Annotated in this window: 16 protein-coding genes, 3 tRNA genes, 1 rRNA gene and 1 pseudogene; 7 read left to right on the top strand and 14 right to left on the bottom strand. The window is 23.6% G+C overall.

Annotated elements, in window-relative coordinates:
• Positions 1-39 precede the first annotated feature (39 nt).
• Genes AB4W54_RS00915 through mnmA form a run of 3 tightly spaced genes read right to left on the bottom strand, consistent with a single transcriptional unit; the run spans position 40 to position 3,427 of the window.
• Entirely contained in the window at positions 40-822 is a 783-nt protein-coding gene (locus AB4W54_RS00915; protein ID WP_367674603.1) for an enoyl-ACP reductase, read from the bottom strand.
• 54 nt (positions 823-876) lie between these two features.
• Positions 877-2,250, bottom strand: a complete 1,374-nt coding sequence (gene purB / locus AB4W54_RS00910) for an adenylosuccinate lyase (protein ID WP_367674602.1) — start codon at positions 2,248-2,250, stop codon at positions 877-879.
• A 52-nt stretch (positions 2,251-2,302) separates the two neighbouring features.
• On the bottom strand, positions 2,303-3,427 hold the full coding sequence (gene mnmA / locus AB4W54_RS00905) for a tRNA 2-thiouridine(34) synthase MnmA (RefSeq protein WP_367674601.1): 1,125 nt from the start codon (positions 3,425-3,427) through the stop codon (positions 2,303-2,305).
• Between the two features lie 148 nt (positions 3,428-3,575).
• Between mnmA and lepA the strand changes: the two genes are divergently transcribed.
• From lepA to acpS, 5 genes are read left to right on the top strand one after another with little or no spacing between them, the layout of a single operon-like run.
• Positions 3,576-5,369, top strand: coding sequence for a translation elongation factor 4 (gene lepA / locus AB4W54_RS00900; protein ID WP_367674600.1), 1,794 nt, complete (start codon positions 3,576-3,578; stop codon positions 5,367-5,369).
• 27 nt (positions 5,370-5,396) lie between these two features.
• Positions 5,397-6,332 carry a signal peptidase I gene (gene lepB / locus AB4W54_RS00895; RefSeq protein ID WP_367674599.1) on the top strand — a complete coding sequence of 312 codons (936 nt, stop codon included), beginning with the start codon at positions 5,397-5,399 and terminating at the stop codon, positions 6,330-6,332.
• A gap of 32 nt (positions 6,333-6,364) precedes the next feature.
• Positions 6,365-7,036, top strand: coding sequence for a ribonuclease III (gene rnc / locus AB4W54_RS00890; protein WP_367674621.1), 672 nt, complete (start codon positions 6,365-6,367; stop codon positions 7,034-7,036).
• On the top strand, positions 7,033-7,872 hold the full coding sequence (gene era, locus AB4W54_RS00885; protein ID WP_367674598.1) for a GTPase Era: 840 nt from the start codon (positions 7,033-7,035) through the stop codon (positions 7,870-7,872). The genes rnc and era overlap by 4 nt, the downstream gene beginning before the upstream one ends.
• Positions 7,851-8,252 carry a holo-ACP synthase gene (gene acpS / locus AB4W54_RS00880; protein ID WP_367674597.1) on the top strand — a complete coding sequence of 134 codons (402 nt, stop codon included), beginning with the start codon at positions 7,851-7,853 and terminating at the stop codon, positions 8,250-8,252. The genes era and acpS overlap by 22 nt, the downstream gene beginning before the upstream one ends.
• 144 nt (positions 8,253-8,396) lie before the next feature.
• Here acpS and tadA read toward each other — a convergent pair.
• The 9 genes and pseudogenes from tadA to AB4W54_RS00835 form a co-directional block, all read right to left on the bottom strand.
• Positions 8,397-8,723, bottom strand: a pseudogene (gene tadA, locus AB4W54_RS00875) (tRNA adenosine(34) deaminase TadA); the annotation flags it as partial.
• A gap of 10 nt (positions 8,724-8,733) precedes the next feature.
• On the bottom strand, positions 8,734-9,177 hold the full coding sequence (smpB, locus tag AB4W54_RS00870; RefSeq protein WP_367674620.1) for an SsrA-binding protein SmpB: 444 nt from the start codon (positions 9,175-9,177) through the stop codon (positions 8,734-8,736).
• A 50-nt stretch (positions 9,178-9,227) separates the two neighbouring features.
• Positions 9,228-9,695 (bottom strand): nucleotide exchange factor GrpE, encoded by a 468-nt coding sequence (locus AB4W54_RS00865; protein ID WP_367674596.1) that lies wholly within the window; start codon positions 9,693-9,695, stop codon positions 9,228-9,230.
• Between the two features lie 74 nt (positions 9,696-9,769).
• Positions 9,770-10,240 carry a xanthine phosphoribosyltransferase gene (gpt, locus tag AB4W54_RS00860; RefSeq protein ID WP_367674595.1) on the bottom strand — a complete coding sequence of 157 codons (471 nt, stop codon included), beginning with the start codon at positions 10,238-10,240 and terminating at the stop codon, positions 9,770-9,772.
• 100 nt (positions 10,241-10,340) lie between these two features.
• Positions 10,341-10,414: transfer RNA gene (locus tag AB4W54_RS00855), tRNA-Asp, on the bottom strand.
• 30 nt (positions 10,415-10,444) lie between these two features.
• A complete protein-coding gene (dnaQ, locus tag AB4W54_RS00850) occupies positions 10,445-11,176 on the bottom strand; it encodes a DNA polymerase III subunit epsilon (protein ID WP_367674594.1) in 732 nt (243 codons plus the stop codon).
• A gap of 70 nt (positions 11,177-11,246) precedes the next feature.
• A tRNA-Ala gene (locus AB4W54_RS00845) sits at positions 11,247-11,319 on the bottom strand.
• A gap of 12 nt (positions 11,320-11,331) precedes the next feature.
• Positions 11,332-11,405: transfer RNA gene (locus AB4W54_RS00840), tRNA-Ile, on the bottom strand.
• Positions 11,406-11,465: 60 nt separating this feature from the next.
• Positions 11,466-13,015: ribosomal RNA gene (locus AB4W54_RS00835) — 16S ribosomal RNA — on the bottom strand.
• A 331-nt stretch (positions 13,016-13,346) separates the two neighbouring features.
• Here AB4W54_RS00835 and argS point away from each other — a divergent pair.
• Positions 13,347-15,077 (top strand): arginine--tRNA ligase, encoded by a 1,731-nt coding sequence (gene argS / locus AB4W54_RS00830; protein ID WP_367674593.1) that lies wholly within the window; start codon positions 13,347-13,349, stop codon positions 15,075-15,077.
• A 2-nt stretch (positions 15,078-15,079) separates the two neighbouring features.
• Here the strand turns inward: argS and AB4W54_RS00825 are convergent, their stop codons facing one another.
• Both AB4W54_RS00825 and AB4W54_RS00820 read right to left on the bottom strand, forming a co-directional pair.
• The gene (locus tag AB4W54_RS00825; protein WP_367674592.1) at positions 15,080-17,173 is read right to left on the bottom strand and encodes an FHIPEP family type III secretion protein; all 2,094 of its coding nucleotides are present in this window, start codon (positions 17,171-17,173) and stop codon (positions 15,080-15,082) included.
• A gap of 298 nt (positions 17,174-17,471) precedes the next feature.
• Positions 17,472-18,311, bottom strand: a complete 840-nt coding sequence (locus tag AB4W54_RS00820; protein ID WP_367674591.1) for an EscU/YscU/HrcU family type III secretion system export apparatus switch protein — start codon at positions 18,309-18,311, stop codon at positions 17,472-17,474.
• A gap of 139 nt (positions 18,312-18,450) precedes the next feature.
• On the opposite strand from AB4W54_RS00820, the gene AB4W54_RS00815 reads away from it, so the two are divergent.
• The gene (locus AB4W54_RS00815; RefSeq protein WP_367674590.1) at positions 18,451-20,142 is read left to right on the top strand and encodes a proline--tRNA ligase; all 1,692 of its coding nucleotides are present in this window, start codon (positions 18,451-18,453) and stop codon (positions 20,140-20,142) included.
• Positions 20,143-20,145 lie beyond the last annotated feature (3 nt).

The following is a 20,145-nucleotide window of genomic DNA, read 5'->3' as shown; positions in this document are numbered from 1 at the left end:
ATATAATACATTATATTTATATTATATATTATATAACATTCAATATAGATGATTCATATTCGATATACTCAAACCCCCATCAACAAATATAATCTGTCCAGTAATACCACTAGATAAATTTGAAAATAAAAATGCAGCAGTATTACCAATTTCTTTAATAGTAATTAATCTTCTAATGGGAGAATATTTTTTAGTATAAGATAATATTTTATTTAAGTTAGGAAGATTATAAGAAGAAGTAGTTTTTATTACTCCAGCTGAAATAGCATTAATTCTAATTTGATCTATTCCAATGAGATTAGCGATATAACGAACATTTGATTCTAAAGATGCTTTTGCCAACCCCATAATATTATAATACGGTATTACAACATTGGATCCTAAATAAGTTAAAGTTACTATAGAAGATTTTTTATTTAATTTATTTTTGCATTCTTTAATCATAGAGATTAAACTATATGAAGTAATATTATGTGAAGTATTGAAATCATGCTTATTTATTATTTTAATATAATTGTGTTGCAATTGTATATTAGATGCGTATGCTAGAGAATGTACAAATCCATCAAATTTATTCCAATATTTAGATAAATTAAAAAATAATTTTTTCATATTATGATTTTTAAATAAATTACAAGTAATAACAATATCAGAATTAAATTGTTTAGCAATTTTTTGTATTTTTTTTTTATTTTTTTTATTTATACATGTAAAAGCTAATGATGCACCTTGTTCATATAATGATTGAGCTATACCGTATGAAATAGACCATTTATTTAATACTCCAGTTACTAAAATTTTTTTATTTTGTAATATATGCATATTAAACCTTTATCAAATAATTATATATCTGTAATAATTATAAATAATGAAATATTAATTACACAAATTTTTTATTATATATTGCGAATAACCTAAATAATTTGTAGGGGTAATTTTTTTTAATTTTTTTTTTTCATATAGAGGAATATTTAACGAATCAATGTAATGATGTATATTTTGTATATTAACATTTTTACCTCTAGTGATTAGTTTTAATTGTTCATATGCATTAGATATGTTATATTTTCGCATAATGGTTTGAATAGGTTCGGCTAGTAATTGCCATTGTTTATTTAAATCTAGTATCATATATTTTATATTAATGCTAATTTTTTTTATCCCAGATAATATAGATTGATATGCAATAACTGCATAACTAATTACTACACCAATGTTTCTTAATACTGTGGAATCACTTAAATCACGCTGATATCTTGAAATAGGGAGTTTAGTGTTCATATAATATATTATTGCATTTGATAATCCTAAATTGCCTTCTGCATTTTCAAAATTAATAGGATTAATTTTATGAGGCATAGTAGAAGATCCTACTTCTTGATTTATCTTTTTTTGTTTAAAATAATTTAATGCAATATAGTTCCAAATGTCTTGGCTAAAATTTATTAATATAATATTAAATCTAAATATACAACTAAATAACTCAGATAAATAATCATGGGGTTCAATTTGTGTAGTATATGCATTCCATTGTATACCAAAAGATAAAATAAACTCCTGACTTATTTTATTCCAATTAATTGTAGGATAACTAGCATAATGTGCATTATAATTTCCTGTAGCACCATTTATTTTACCTAATATACTGATATATTGTAATTGTATTAATTGACGATTTAAACGATAATAAAAATTAATCATTTCTTTACCCATGGTAGTTGGAGTAGCCGGTTGCCCATGTGTACGTGATAACATATTAATATTTTTTAATAAATGACTAATATTTTTAATTTTCAAGGTCATTTGTTTCCACAACGGTATTAGTATCTTGCATCTGGTTTTTTTAACCATATATGCATATGCTAAATTATTAATATCTTCTGAAGTACAAGCAAAATGAATAAAATTAATGATATGTGAATTAAATAAATTAACATATATTTTTTTTTGCAAAAAATATTCAATTGATTTAACATCATGGTTGGTTTTTTTTTCAATTAGTTTAATTTGTTTTATATCGTGATAGTTTAAATTTTTTATAATATTATTTAACATATTGTTAATTTTAGCATTAAAAGCAGGTAATTCTGTAATATGTGATGTTAAGGATAACTTTTGCAACCATGCAATTTCTATTGTAATTCTAAATTTAAAAAATGCATATTCGCTAAATATATTTTTCAACATGAATGTTTTTTGTTTATATCTTCCATCAATAGGAGATATGGCTAACAGGTCAGAATAATTCATTTTTTTATCTCTGAATATTATGCATGTGATATTAGTATGAAATATATTAATATTATATATAAAGTTTAGGAATTATTTTTTGAATAATACCTCCACCTAAACATACTTGATAGGAATATAACACCACTGATTGACCTGGAGTGATACAAAATACTGGCATTTGAAAAATAATTTGTATAGTTTTTAATGTAATTAATTGTACTTGACAAGGAATATCATTTTGACGATATCTTGTTTTAGCAGTACAAAAAAAATTATTACTAATATTAATTTTATTAATCCAATTGACATTATGTGCAATTAATCCATAAGATAATAATTGATGATTATTTATTCCTTGCACTACAGTTAAGGAATTGTTTATTAAGTTTTTTTTTAATACATACCAAGGAATATTCTTTTTATGATTTTTTCCACCAATACCTAGACCTTTTCTTTGCCCAATTGTATAATTTATTAAACCGGTATGAGTTCCAATAATACAACCATATTCATCTACTATATTACCTTTTTTTTGTTTAATAAAACGATTTAAGAATTGTTTCATATTTGATTCACCAATAAAACAAATACCCATGGAATCAGGTTTATTCGCATTAGGTAGGTGAATTTTTTTTGCTATACTACGTATTTCGGTTTTGTAAAATTTTCCTATTGGAAATAATATTTTTTTTAATTTTTGATGTTTCAAAGTGTATAAAAAATAACTTTGATCTTTATTACAATCTTTCCCACGTATTAACATATTTTGATTATTTAAAGATTGTATTTGAACATAATGTCCAGTTGCAATATAATCCGCTTGTAAATGATTGATTGCAAAATCAAAAAAAATGCCAAATTTTATTTTTTTATTACATAAAATATCAGGATTGGGAGTGTTTCCTTTTTGATGTTCCAATAAGAAATTTTTAAAAACATCATTCCAATATTCTGTAGAAAAATTTACTTCATGTAGGTATATTCCTATTTTTTTTGCCACCTCTCTCGCATCTTTTAAATCTTGTTCTGAAGCGCAATAGTTAAATTTATCGTCTTCTTCCCAGTTTTTCATAAACATACCTTCTACTTGATATCCTTGTTGCAATAATAGATAAGCGCAAACTGAAGAATCAACTCCACCAGACATGGCTACAATTACTTTTTTAAATTTATTTTTTTCATGATATAATAACATTTTATATGAACTTAAATTATATGAAAATTTTTATTGATTTCAATCAATAAATATATTTATTATAATAAATTATAGTATATTATATAAATATTATAAAATATTACATTAATATAAAATATGTATGAAAATATTTGATGATAAATAAAAAATGAAAAACATTAATTCTATAAGAAATTTTTCTATTATTGCTCATATTGATCATGGAAAATCTACCCTTTCTGATAGATTTATTCAAATTTGTGGTGGTTTAAGTAAACGAGAAATGTTTAATCAGGTGTTAGATTCGATGGATATAGAAAAAGAAAGAGGTATTACAATTAAAGCGCAAAGTGTAACTATTAAATATATTTTTAATAAACAAAAATTTTATTTAAATTTTATTGATACACCAGGGCACGTAGATTTTACGTATGAAGTTTCTCGTTCTTTAAGTGCATGTGAAGGGGCATTATTAGTTATTGATGCATGTCAAGGTGTAGAAGCTCAAACATTAGCTACTTGTCAAATGGCATTAAATATGAATCTGATTGTGATCCCTATATTAAATAAAATTGATTTACCAAACTCTAATACTAAAAAAGTTATAAAAGAAATAAAAGATATAATTGGATTATCTACTGAAAATATTTTAACATGTTCTGCTAAAACAGGGTTAGGAGTAGAAAATATATTAAAAAAAATTATTACACATATTCCAGCACCAAAAGGTTCTATAAATTCTAAATTACAAGCATTAATTATAGATTCCTGGTTTGATAACTATTTAGGTATTATTTCTTTAATTCGTATAAGAAATGGTATTATAAAAACAGGTGATCAAATACAAATGCTTAGTACAAAAAAAAAATATACAGTAAATAAAATGGGTATTTTTACCCCAAAATCTAAAAATAAAAAATATTTACAATTTGGTCAAGTTGGTTGGATTGCATGTGGTACAAAAAATATTAAATCTTTTTCTGTAGGAGATACATTGACTTCATATATTAATCCTACTAATAAAGTAATTGAAGGTTTTAAAAAAGTAAATTCTAAAATATTTGCTAGTTTATATCCATTAGATTCAGAACAATATGATATGTTCAGAATTGCATTAAGTAAATTACAATTAAATGACTCTGCATTATATTATGAGAGAGAAACATCCTCTTCATTAGGTTTTGGATTTAAGTGTGGTTTTTTAGGATTATTACATATGGAAATTGTGCAAGAAAGACTAGAACGAGAATATAATTTAAATATTATTTCTACTGCTCCTACTGTAATTTATGAAATTCAAACCATGGATAATCAGCTTATATATTTAAATAATCCATCAAAAATAGAAAAAATTAAAAAAATTAAAGAATTTAGAGAACCTATTGCTGCATGTAATATTTTGACACCTTCACAATATATTGGTAAAATTATTAAGTTATGTTTACAAAAGAGAGGTATACAAAATAATATTATTTACCACGAACATCAGGTGTTATTAAAATATGAAATTCCTATGTCAGAAATTATAATAAATTTTTTTGATGAACTGAAATCAATTTCTAGTGGATATGCATCTTTAGAATATAATTTTTTATGTTTTAAAAAAACTGATATAGTTTGTTTAAATATATTAATTAATTCAGAAAAAATTGATTCTTTTTCTTTATTTTTACATAAAGATAATATATATTATAAAGCAAGGCAAGTAATAGAAAAAATTAAAAAATTTATACCAAGACATCAATTTAATATTTCTATACAAGCAGCTGTAGGTAATAATATTATTGCTAGAACTAATATTAAACAGTTAAGAAAAAATGTATTATCAAAATGCTATGGTGGAGATGTTAGCAGAAAAAAAAAATTATTACATAAACAAAAAATTGGTAAAAAAAAAATGAAAAAAATTGGTAATATTACTATACCTAAAGAAACATTTTTTTCTATCATATCTCATAAATAATACTATTATAATACAAGGATTAATACCATGCATAATACTTTTATCAATATTTTATCTGGTGCTGTATGTTTTACAGGGGTGATTTGGTTCAGTGGAAAAATTATCAATATTTTTAAAAAGAAAAAAGAATTAAAAGATATTAATTATTTTAATAAAAACAAACAAGGTTTTGTTTCTACAATATTTAAATTTATAGGATCATTTTTTCCTGTATTATTTGTAGTATTTATTATTAGATCCTTTATTTATGAACCATTTTATATTCCTTCTCAGTCTATGATTCCAGCTTTATTACCTGGTGATTACATTTTAGTAAAAAAATTCTTTTATGGATTAGTAAATCCATTAAATAATGTACAATTTATAACATTTCACCATCCAAAAAGAGGAGATTTAGTTGTTTTTCAAAATCCCAAATATCCTAATAAATACTATGTTAAAAGAATTATTGGTATACCAGGAGATCAATTGATGTATGATGAGATTAATAAAATTGTTACTATCTATAACAGTTCTAATAGTTCTAGAATTAGTAATAATAAAATTTTTATTAGTTATGATTTTAAAGAAACTGATCACTTTGTGCATAATAATATACTAAAACAAAAAATAATTAACATGTTGAGGTTAAGTCAAAAAAACGAATCTGAAAAATATGATATTAGTATTGTACAAGAAAATTTAAATCATCATAAACATGATATTTTAATATATAATAATAAACCAAATATATTAAAAAATAATGATAATATATCGAAAAATTTAAATAAATGTACCGTTCCTAAAGATGAATATTTTGTTATGGGGGATAATAGAGATAATAGTTTCGATAGTCGATCTTTTGGATGTATATCAGAAAAAAACATTATTGGAAAAGTAGAATATATCTTTTTAAGTGTTGATCCAAATCAAAAACCCTGGCCTATTGGAATAAATGTGTATAGAACAAGTAAAATATATTAATAAATGAAAGAAATATTTAAAAAGCGAATTATATTGTGCTTGACAAATTACAAAAAATTTTGGGATATATTTTTGTACAAAAAAAACTTTTAAAGAGGGCTTTAACTCATCGTAGTGCTAGTATGAATCATAATGAAAGATTAGAATTCTTAGGTGATTCTATTTTAAGTTTTGTTATTGCTCATGCATTATATAAATATTTTCCTAATATTAATGAAGGAGATATGAGTAGAATGCGTGCCACATTAGTGAGAGGAAATACATTAGCACAAATTGCATTTGAGTTTCAATTAGGTAAGTATTTGATATTAGGACCTGGAGAATTAAAAAGTGGAGGTTCTAAAAGAGAGTCTATTTTAGCTAATACAGTAGAAGCTTTAATTGGAAGTATTTTTTTAGATAGTAACATATTAATTACGGAAAAATTGATATTGAATTGGTATAATAAAAGGTTAAAAATGATTAGTCCAGGGGATACTCAAAAAGATGCAAAAACGAGGTTACAAGAATATTTACAATCTAAACATTTACCATTACCAGAATATGATATTATTCAAGTATATGGTGAATCACATAATCAGTTATTTACAACACAATGTGAAATTATAGATATGCAAGATATTTTAATCGGAATTGGATCAAGTCGAAGAAAAGCTGAGCAACATGCTGCTTTACAAGCACTAATGAAATTAGGTATAACATGAAAAAATGTTTAACTTATTGTGGGTATATTGGATTGATTGGAAAAACAAATGTTGGTAAATCTACTTTATTAAATAAAATAATTGGTAAAAAAATTTCTATTACTTCACATAAATCAGGTACTACAATAAAAAATATTATAGGGGTAAAAAATATTCTGCAATATCAATTAATATATATTGATACTCCTGGATTACAAAATACATATGGTATTAATTGTAATAAAACAATTTTATATCACAATTATCATTTAAATCTAATAATTTTTATGATTAATAAAACTATATGGAATCAATTAGATGATTTATGTTTAAAAAAAATAAAAAAGTACAATATACCAACTATTTTAATAATTAATAAAATTGATTTTATAAAAAAAAAAACTATTTTATTACCATTTATACAATGGGTAAGAAAGAAATATCAATTTATTTCGATACTTCCCCTATCTGCTAAAACAGGAGAAAATATAAATATATTATTAGAAATAATAAAAAAAAATATCCCTTCCGGACCTCATGTATTTCCATCTAATTATACTACTAATGTATCTAAAATATTTATGATTTCCGAAATTATTCGTGAAAAATTTATAAGATTATTACATCATGAATTACCATATTTGATACAAATAAAAATTGATTCTTATAAAGTAAATAGATTAGGTATATGCAACATATTTGCAACCATTTTTGTACAAAAAGATAAACATAAAAAAATCATTATTGGTGTAAAAGGTAAAAAAATAAAACAAGGAAATTTATTAGCTAGAAATGATATAAAAAAATATCTTGAGCAAGAAGTAAATTTATACATATGGGTAAGAAAAAAAATATAGATATGAATAATTATGGAATAGGTATTGATATCGTATGTAGATATCGTATAAAAAAAATATTTAAAAAATTTGGTAATAAGTTAGTTAATAGAATTTTATCAAAAAATGAGGTAATATTATTTGATAAAAGCGTGGATAAAATATCTTTTATATCAAAACGATTTGCAGTTAAGGAATCTATATCAAAATCTTTAGGTACAGGTATTAAAAATAATATAAAATTTAAAGATTTTGAATTATTAAATAATAATATAGGAAAACCTATTATTCATTTTTTAGATCATATGAAAAATATTATTTTTTTGTTAAAAAAAAAATATATTTATGTTAGTATAACAGATGAAAAAAAATATATTTTAGCAATTACTATATTAAAATAATTTAGTATCAAAAGTATTGTTAATATCTTTTTAATTTAAAAAAATTTTTTATAATATTTATACAATTTTTTAATGAAATAGATTCATCCATTTTCATTTTTTTTTTAATTATTTTTAATATATTTAATATTTCATATTTTTTTTTTTTTGACTGTTATATTTTGTTCCTATTACTAACCTTTTAATTCTACTATTTAAAATGGCTCCTAAACACATGATACAAGGTTCTAATGTTACATATAGTGTAGTATTTAGTAATCTGTAATTTTTTACAATTTTCCCACCTTCTTTTAATGCTATTATTTCTGCGTGTGCTGTTGGATCATGGTTGTTAATACAAGAATTAAAACCAGATCCAATAATTCTGTTATCAAATATCAAAATAGCACCTACTGGTACTTCTCCATAATATTTCGCTTCATCAGCTAATATTAAAGCATATTGCATCCATATTCTATCCTGTAAATTCATTGTAAATATTTTACTTTATATTTTTTTTTAAAATTTGTTTTTTTTGTATTTCCCATTCTTGTTTTTTCTTATGCATTCTTTTATCATATGTATTTTTACCTTTTGCAATTGCTATTTGTAATTTACAAAATGATAATTTCCAATATAAACAAATTGCTATTAAAGCATAACCTTGCGTTTTATATTTTCCATATAAAAAATTTATTTCATTTTTTTTTAACAAAATTTTAATATTTCTTATATTTTTATATTCTATGGTATTATTATTTCTATTTATTGGTTCGATATTTAAATTAATAATATATAATTCATTATTTTTAAAACACAAATAGCCATTACTAATATTTACTTTTTTTTTTCTTAATGATTTTACTTCCCAACCTTTTAATACTAATCCTGCTTCAAATATTTTATAAATAAAAAAATTATGATATGCTTTTTTATTTTTAATAATAATATATTTTTTATCAATTTTAATTTTCTATCATACCTTATATGATTAATTTATTGTGATACTATTACCATAGCTGGTCTTAATAAACGATTATGTAATTTATATCCTTTTTGTAATACATTAACAACATAATTTGATTGAATATTTTTTACATATAATAAAGATATTGCTTGATGTATACTTGGATCAAAATTAACATGAATTTTATCTATTGTATCTATGTGATATAATTTAAATAAATTTATAAAAGATTTAATAATTTTTTTTAATTTTTCATTTATTTCAATTACATGTGCATCTTTTATAGATAATTCTATTGCTTTTTCTAAGCTATCTATACTAGGTAATATGGATTTAATTATATCAGATAAATAATATTTATTTATGTTATTCATATCTTTTTTTATTCTATAAAAAATATCTTTTATATATTTTTTTTTTTTTTTTTTTAATAAAGATATATTTTTTCTTTCTTTTATAATCTTACATTTTATATTTTTTATGTCATTAATTGTCATAATAAACCAGTATGTTTATATAAATATTTTTATTATAATATAATATTTTTATCTTAATTGCATGTAAAATTTATTTATACAATTTCAGATTCTGATATTAATGGGGTATGATAAGTTATTTCCATATCCCAGGGTTGTTCAATCCATACATCTTGAGGTATATCTATAATATATTTGTCTACTAAATTCTTACCACGGGGTTTTGCAAAAATAGTTACAAAATATGTTTTAGGATACATTTTTTTAATTACTGCAGCTGTACCACCCGTATCGACTAAATCATCGATAATGATAGTATTTTCATCAGATATCTTTGTTTTTTTAATAATTTTAATTTTTTTGAAAGTTGTATAATTATAACTAGAAATACATATTGTATCAATATTTCTTATACTTAACTCTCTTGCTAATAAAGCACAAGGTACTAAACCTCCTCTACTAACTGCTATAATATTTTTCCATTTTTTTATTGCATATATTTCATATGCTAATTTTTTAGTATAAATTTGCAACATGTCCCAAGTAACAATATGTCTTCTACTCATAAAATTTCCTAATTATTTTAATAATTTTAATAATTTTAATATATAATATAAAATAAATTTTTTTTTTAAAAATTTTTTTGTATTATATATCGTTTTTATTCGGTGCGGACGGGGCTCGAACCCGTGACCTCCGGCGTGACAGGCCGATATTCTAACCAACTGAACTACCGCACCAATTTAAATTGATAATATTATTATATTTACTTAATTATTCCACAAACAAATATTTTTTTTTTTCATATTTTTTAAATATAAATTATGTTCATTCAATTCTTTTTTATTTGCTGGAATAATTATTAATTTTTCTTTTTTTTCTATACCATTTTTATTAAAAAATTTATTTGAAAATGTATTTTCTAATTCTTCAAATATAATTCTTTTTTGTTTACTAGTCATTAATAAATATAATTTAGCTAAAATATGAGCATCAAATAAAGCACTATGCAATTTTTTTTGATTTATATTAATATTATATCTTTTACACAAAGCGTGTAAATTATTTTTTTTTCCTGGATATAATATTCTAGCCATTTTTAATGTATCAGTTATTTTACAAAAATCAGATATTTTTTTTATATTTTTTTTTAATTTTTTTAATTCATAATTTATAAAACTAATATCAAAATTCGCATTGTGTACTATAATTTCTGAATGACCTACATATTTTATAAAACTTTTATATATACAACTAAAATCGGGCTGATTACTTAAAAATTTTCTAGATATTCTGTGAATTTTTAAAGCTTCTTTATCAATATTTTGATTTGGATTTATATATACATGAAAATTATTTCCAGTTAATTCTCTATTTAATATTTCAATACAACCAATTTCTATTATTCTATGTCCTTGGTATATTTTACCTAACTTATTCATTCCTGTTGTTTCTATATCAATTGCAATTTTCCGATCAAAATATTTTTTATGGTCGATCATATTTTTTTAAGACTTGTAATATTAACAATTAATTTTCAATTAGTATAAATTAATATGAAATCATAATAAATGGAGCTAAGCGGGATTGAACCGCTGACCTCCTGCGTGCAAGGCAGGCGCTCTCCCAGCTGAGCTATAGCCCCAGTATGGTATTTTAGGCCTGAGTGGATTTGAACCACCGACCTCACCCTTATCAGGGGTGCGCTCTAACCAACTGAGCTACAAGCCTCTAAAAAATTAATCAACTAATTTATGTGAGCACTGATTAAAAAAATTAAAAGCATTATTTTAAGGAGGTGATCCAACCGCAGGTTCCCCTACAGTTACCTTGTTACGACTTCACCCCAGTTATGAACCACAAAGTGGTAAGCGTTCTCCTTTGCAGGTTAAACTACTTACTTCTTTTGCAACTCACTTCCATGGTGTGACGGGCGGTGTGTACAAGGCCCGGGAACGTATTCACCGTGACATTCTGATTCACGATTACTAGCGATTCCGACTTCGTGGAGTCGAGTTGCAGACTCCAGTCCGAACTAAGATATACTTTGTGAGATTTGCTTGTCTTTACAGAGTTGCTTCCCTTTGTATATATCATTGTAGCACGTGTGTAGCCCTGGTCATAAGGGCCATGATGACTTGACGTCATCCCCACCTTCCTCCGGTTTATAACCGGCAGTCTCCTTTTAGTTCCCGGCCGTACCGATGGCAAAAAAGGATAGGGGTTGCGCTCGTTGCGGGACTTAACCCAACATTTCACAACACGAGCTGACGACAGCCATGCAGCACCTGTCTCATAGCTCCAAAAGGCACTCTCTTATTTCTAAGAGATTCTATGGATGTCAAGACCAGGTAAGGTTTTTCGCGTTGCATCGAATTAAACCACATGCTCCACCGCTTGTGCGGGCCCCCGTCAATTCATTTGAGTTTTAGCCTTGCGACCGTACTTCCCAGGCGGTCGACTTAATGCGTTAGCTTCGGAAGCCATCTCTCAAGGAGACAACCTCCAAGTCGACATCGTTTACGGCATGGACTACCAGGGTATCTAATCCTGTTTGCTACCCACGCTTTCGCACCTCAGTGTCAGTATTCGCCCAGGAGGTCGCTTTCGCCACGGGTATTCCTCCAGATATCTACGCATTTCACCGCTACACCTGGAATTCTACCTCCCTCTACGATACTCTAGATTATTAGTTTTAAATGCAGTTCCTAAGTTAAGCTCAGGGATTTCACATCTAACTTAATAAACCACCTACGTGCTCTTTACGCCCAGTAATTCTGATTAACGCTAGCACCCCCCGTATTACCGCGGCTGCTGGCACGGAGTTAGCCGGTGCTTCTTTTTCAGGTAACGTCACGGAAAATAATTATTAGTTATTTTCTTTTCTTTCCTGACGAAAGTACTTTACAACCCTAGGGCCTTCTTCATACACGCGGCATAGCTGCATCAGGCTTGCGCCCATTGTGCAAGATTCCCCACTGCTGCCTCCCGTAGGAGTCTGGACCGTGTCTCAGTTCCAGTGTGGCTGGTTATCCTCTCAGACCAGCTAGAGATCATTGCCATGGTAGGCCTTTACCCTACCATCAAGCTAATCTCGTCTGGGTTCATCTAAAAGTGTAAGGTTCAAAAAATGAATCCCCTACTTTGGTTTAAAAAACATTATGCGGTATTAGCTACCGTTTCCAGTAGTTATCCCCCTCTTTTAGGCAGATCCCCAGATATTACTCACCCGTTCGCCGCTCGCCGCCAAGAAAGTAAACTTTCTTTCGCTGCCGCTCGACTTGCATGTGTTAAGCTTGCCGCCAGCGTTCAATCTGAGCCATGATCAAACTCTTCAGTTATAACTATTATATATAACAATATAAATAGTGTTTTAAATATTTAAAGCATATATTCTTTTATATAAGAAAGAATAATTGGCTATTAATTTTTTGTGCTCACACAAATTATTTGATTAATTTTAAAAGAGCGTACTCAACTACATACTATACATACATATTACAACATTATAAAAAAATGTCAACATATTTTTTATGTTTATCATAAATAAAAATTTTAATTTTAAGAAAGATTATTTATTTCCTTTATAATTATATAAAATACTTTAATTGTTATACGCATGAAAAATGATTATAATATTTAATAAAAATAATAATTCATGTAGAGAATAATATGACTCTTCAATCTATAATACTACAATATATAAAAAAATCTGCACTAAAAAATAATATTCCTGAATCAGAAATATCTTTCATATATTTAACAAAAAAACAAAATATTAGTCATTATCAAATCAATGGTATAATTAAAATTGCAAAAAATTTAAATATTAATGTACTGAAATTATCTAAAGTAATTATGTTTGATTTACAATCATACTTTTTATTTAAAAAAATCAGATTTTGTAATCCAGGATTTATTAATATTTTTTTAAATGAAATATGGTTAACAAGAAATATAGAAAAAATTATTCATGATAAAAACTTTGGTACTATAACTACAAAACCTCAAAAAATTGTAATTGATTATTCATCCCCTAATATGGCAAAAGAAATGCATGTTGGACATCTACGTTCTACGATTCTAGGGGATGTCATGGCTAGAATTCTAGAATTTGTAGGTCATAATGTAATAAGAATGAATCATATTGGAGACTGGGGAAAGCCATTTGGTATGTTAATACAATTTATTAAAGAGAAATATTCATACAATCAAATAAAAAAAATTTCACTGCCAGAAATAGAAAAATGCTATAAAAAATCTAAAGAAATATACAAAAAAAATCTATTGTTTCAAGAAAAATCTAAACAATGTTTAATATATTTAAAAAATAAAAACCAAAAATATACTTATATATGGAAAAAAATTATTCATACCACCATGGAAGCAAATAAAAAAATATATAAGTTGCTAAATATTACTTTAGAAGACCAACATATTTTTGGAGAAAGTTTTTATATTCCTATGATACCCGAATTAATTCAAGATTTACAAATAAAAAAAATAGCAATAGAAAAAAATAATAAAATTATTATTTATATCCATGAAATAAAAAATAAAGAAGGAAAATCAATGGGTGTGATTATTAAAAAAAATAATAATTTTTTATATTCCACTATTGATTTAGCATGTTTAAAATATAGGATAGAAACAATAAAAGCCAATAAAATTATTTACTATACTGATATCAGACAAACACAACATATAAAACAGTTGCAAATTATTGCGCAAAAATCAGGATATATACATAAAAAATCTATATTAGAACATCATACATTTGGCATGGTATTATCAAAAAATAATAAACCATTTCAAACAAGATCAGGTAAATTAATTAAATTAAAACAATTAATTAATCAATCCATAAAAAAATCAAAAAATGTTATAAAAAATAAAAATCCAAATTTCCGAAATAAAAAAATAAAGAATTTATCAAAAATTATTGGAATTAGTGCGATTAAATATGCAGATTTATCTCACAATAGAAAAAAAAACTACATATTTAATTGGGATAAAATGATATCTTTTAATGGAAATACAGCTCCTTATATACAATATACATATACTAGAATTCAATCCATAATTAAAAAATCACATGTACATATCAAATTTATAAACAACAAAATAATTCTAAAAAAAAAAATAGAAATTCTATTATCTATTAAAATTTTTCAATTTCAAGAAATAATCAAATATGTTTCAAAAACAGGAACTCCGCATATATTATGTGAATACTTATTTAATTTATCTTCTTTATTTTCTATTTTATATGAAAAATATCCTATTATATACTCTAAAATAATTAAAGTAAAAAAAAGTCGTTTAAAACTATCTTATATTATAGGTCAAATAATAAAGACAGGATTAAATATTCTAGGAATACCTATACTAAAATATATGTAAGTTTAATTATCACAATCAATAATATTTTGTATAATAATGGTTTTTTTATATGATATTTCTAATTTAGATAATATAATTAATTCAGAAAAATATTTTCTAATAAACGAAAATATAAAAAAACGTAAAATATGTTTTACTAATAAAACAATTGGAAGATTCATCTCTTTTTGTCTATTAATAGCTTTTTTAGTATTTTGTAAAATTATTTTTCTTAATTTAGAATCAATAACATTTTTACCAGATTGAACAATATTTGTTAATCTTATCTCTAAAGTTTTAGATAAACCAATCACACATACTTTATTTTGTTTGTAAAAAAAGGTTTGAGTAATTAACTTACTAAGAGACAAACGAACTAAACTAGTTAATTCATTATAATTATAATTCATGGGAGCATATTCTATTAATGTTTCTATAATAGTATTAACATCACGAATAGGAATATTTTCCGACAATAAATTACGTAAAACTTTATGAAAACATGTTAAACTAATACAGTTAGGGGTTAATTCCTCAACTAATTTAGGTATTTTAGATAATATATAATCTAATAATTGTTTAGCCTGCTGTCTTCCAAATAAATTTTTTAAGTTTAACAACATTAAATAATCTATGTGTGTTATAATCACCGATTCAGGATGTATAATGTTATATTTTTGCTTTTTAACATATGCTTGATCTTCATAATTAATCCAATATGCGGGTAATTGAAATACTGGTTCGGTAACTTTTGGATATGGTAAATCTTTTAACGTATCCTTTGTACGAATAGCTATTAATTTATTCATCATAACTTGTCCACTACCATATTCAACCCCTTTAATAAAAATTTTATACTTTGAATTCAAAGATTGATTTTTATGTTTAACATAAATAATAGGAGGTAAAAATCCATTTTTTTTCGCAAAATTACTTCGAATAATTGAAATTTGATAAAATAAATTATTATTATTTTCTAAACTTAACATAGGACCTAAAAAATTTCCAATTTCTAACCTTATAAAATCTTCCAACTCAACATCATTCCAAGATAAATCATCAACATATTGATTATTCAATTTGTCCATGTAAGATTGGGTAATAGAAACATTAACTTTTTCATTTTGTAAATTATATAAGAAATAAGCAATAATTAATAATGAACATGTAAAAAACAAAAATATACTATTTGGCATTCCAGGCATTAAACCCAAAATACCTAAAACTAATCCAGTTAAAAATATAACTTGAGGATTGTAAAACATTTGATTAATAATTTGTTCACTGACATTCTGATTAGTATTAACTCTAGTTACGATTACACCAGTCGCTGTTGAAATAACCAAAGCTGGTATTTGAGCAACTAAACCATCTCCAATAGTTAATAAAGTATATACCCTACTTGCTTCATATAATTGCATGTTATATTTAAATATTCCAATAATTAAACCTCCTATAATATTAATAATCATAATTAAAATCCCAGCAATAGCATCACCTCTAACGAATTTACTTGCTCCATCCATCGAACCATAAAAATCTGATTCTTGCGCCACTTCAGATCGTAGGATTCGAGCTTTTTGATCATTGATTAATCCAGCATTAAAATCAGAATCAATAGACATTTGTTTAGTATGCATACCATCTAAAGCAAATCGAGCTCCTACTTCTGCAATTCTTCCAGCCCCCTTAGTAATTACTATAAAGTTTATAATAACTAATATAGAAAATAATATGATTCCAATAGAAAGATCTCCCCCTACTAAAAAATGACCAAAAGCCTCTACTACATGCCCAGCGGCAAATGTTCCAACATGACCATTTAATAAAATTACTCTCGTTGAAGCTATATTCAATGATAATCTAAATAATGTTGCAAACAATACAACAGTTGGAAACACTGAAAATTCTAACGTATTACGAATAAACATTGCAACTAATAATATTATTATAGAAATGACAATATTAAAGGTAAAAAAAATATCTAAAATAAAAGATGACAAAGGTAAAATCATCATAAACAAAATAATTAAAATAATTACTGGACCAGTGAAACCTTTCCATTTTATTCTTTTAAAAAAACTGCTAATTTGCAATAAATATATTAAATATAGCATAATTACATACTCTTAATAAAAAATAAATTATTATAAAAAAATAATTCACACATTTAAAATATATTAAAATAATTTTTATTTGTATTATTGATAAATATGCAATATAACTAATATATTATATACATATATATAGTATATGATAATTATTTATTCATTGCTAACTATACAACATAATATATTGTATATAATGAAATATTAAATATTTAATATATCAAAACAATTATAATATCTTGCATTAATATAAAAAAATCATAAAAATAAAATATTTTTTTGTTGATAAAAATATATTTCCTGAAAACTATTTAAACTTATTTTGTATATTACAATATTTATTTGTATTAATTTTATTTGCTAAATATGTTTTTTTTATATTCTTTTTCTTATATATAAATTTATTTTCATAATATGATTTTTTTTGCATTGTAAAATTCCCTTCCATAAATTTATATTCATCTTTAATTTCTTGAATACTCATTCTTAAATTTTTATAATAAATAAAATTTTTCCATATAATATTCAATATAATACATGGAATAAAACCTATACAAAGTAAAAAAATAAATAACATCATCATATGAAATGTAAATTTAAAAGTTAACATTGGAGAAAATGTAAAAAAATATTTTATTTTATAAACATAATAAAAAGAATAAATACATAAAATTAAAAAAAATATTAATATCTTTATAAACATTTGAATAGATTCAATAAAACTATTATATGAAAAAATGTTATTTATACCATTAATTATATTTATTTTAGACCAATGTAAATGTAAAGGTATAAAATATAAATAAAAACCATTTAAACAAAATATTACACTAATTATTAAAAACAATGCCAACATAAAAAAAATACATAAAAAAAAAAACACTTTATGTAATTCATGCAATAAAATAATAGAAATATAATTATTATTATAAATAATAGAATGATTAAAAATAAAATGATATGACATCATTCTCAAAAAAAAAGATAAAATTTTTTTTTTATAAATATATAATATAGTGACACCTAGTAAAAAAATTAAGAAAACATGTAATTCATATGAATAATTTTTAAAACCTTTTTGTTGTGCTTGTTGAATTTTAAATAAGGTAGGAGATTCCGTCTTTTCTTGACTATCATAAAAATTCATAATATATATCCTTAATATGATTTTACCAAAAATTCATCTTTCAAATTATAAAATATATTATTTAAAATATTTAATAAATTTTACACTTAAATATAATAATAAATTATTATTTATTATTTTTCCCCTATAAGATAAAATTATGCGCACAAGTAAATACTTACTATATACTAATAAACACATTGTACATTCGAAACAATGCATTAGTCATACATTAATGCTACAAGCAGGTTTAATACGTAAAATATCATCTGGTTTATATATTTGGTTACCTACTGGTTTAAGAGTGTTACAAAAGATCAAACATATTATAAGATACGAAATGAATAATATTGGGGGATTAGAAATACTTTTTCCAATTATGCAAAATGAAGATTTATGGCATAAAAGTAATCGTTTTAATCAATATGGCAAAGAATTAATTAAATTATATGATCGAAATAATAATTGTTTTATCTTAAGTCCAACATATGAAGAAATTATTACCGATTTTGCTAAAAAGCAAATTAATTCATATAAAAAATTACCTATTTTATTATATCAAATACAATCAAAGTTTCGAGATGAAATGAGACCTAGAGCGGGAATTATAAGATCTAAAGAATTTATTATGAAAGACGCATATTCCTTTCATATGAATAAAAATTGTCTAGAAAATACTTATCATACAATGTATAAAACATATATAAAAATTTTTAAAAAAATGCAATTAAATTTTCATGCTATTCCAGCTAGTTCAGGATTTATAGGAGGTAAATATTCACATGAATTTCAAGCGCTTTCAAAAAATGGAGAAGATAAATTAGTTTTTGAAAAACAAAAAAAAAAAAATACCAACCTCATTAATGAAATTAATAAAATTTACAAAAAAAAAAATATTTTTAATCAAAAAAAATATATATATAAAAATTTTTCTAATAATATAAAAATAGAACATATTAAAAAAATAATTTTGCAATATCCACAAAAAATAATAAAAATATTTCTTATAAAACACAATAATCAATTAATTGGATTAGCAATTCGATATGATCATATATTAAATATCAATAAAATTAAAACAATATATTCTGATCATAATCCAATGATGTTTATCCAGAAAGAAGAAATAAAAAATTTAATTCATCATACAGAAAAAATAAATTTTCCTATTCCTTTTATTTTAGATACGCATTTAATGTATTTAAAAAATATTATACCTATTGTAATTATTAATAATATTATTTTCCCACAACATATACTAAATCAAAAATTTAAAAAAATAAAAATAAAAAATATTATTACATTAAAAAATCAGAAATATAAAAAAAAAATACATATTAATCATGCAATTGAAATAGGACATATATTTAATATAGGAAAAAAATATTCTAAAATAATTAATTTTCAAATAAATACTCAATATCAAAAAAAAAATTTTATCTATATGGGATGTTATGGTATTGGAGTAACTAGATTAATTGCATCAATTATTGAACAAAACCATGATAATAAGGGGATAATTTGGCCGATTAATATAGCTCCATTCCAAGTAATTATTATACCAATGAATATACATCACTGTTCAAAAATTAAAACTATTTCAGAAAAATTATATAATCAATTTAAACAAAAAAATATAGATGTTTTATTAGAGGATCGAAATGAAAGAAAAAATATCATATTTTCAGATACTAATTTAATTGGTATTCCTCATATCATTATTATTAATAGTAATACTATTACAAATAATACTGTAGAATATCAAAAAAGAATAAATATTCATATCAAACACATTATACATATAAAAAAAATTATTATGCATATAATAAACGATATCAATAATCACATGTAATAT

Source organism: Buchnera aphidicola (Pterocallis alni), from assembly GCF_964059075.1.
Taxonomy (GTDB): Bacteria; Pseudomonadota; Gammaproteobacteria; order Enterobacterales; family Enterobacteriaceae; genus Buchnera_L; species Buchnera_L aphidicola_AN.
This window is presented reverse-complemented; position numbering and strand designations above follow the sequence as displayed.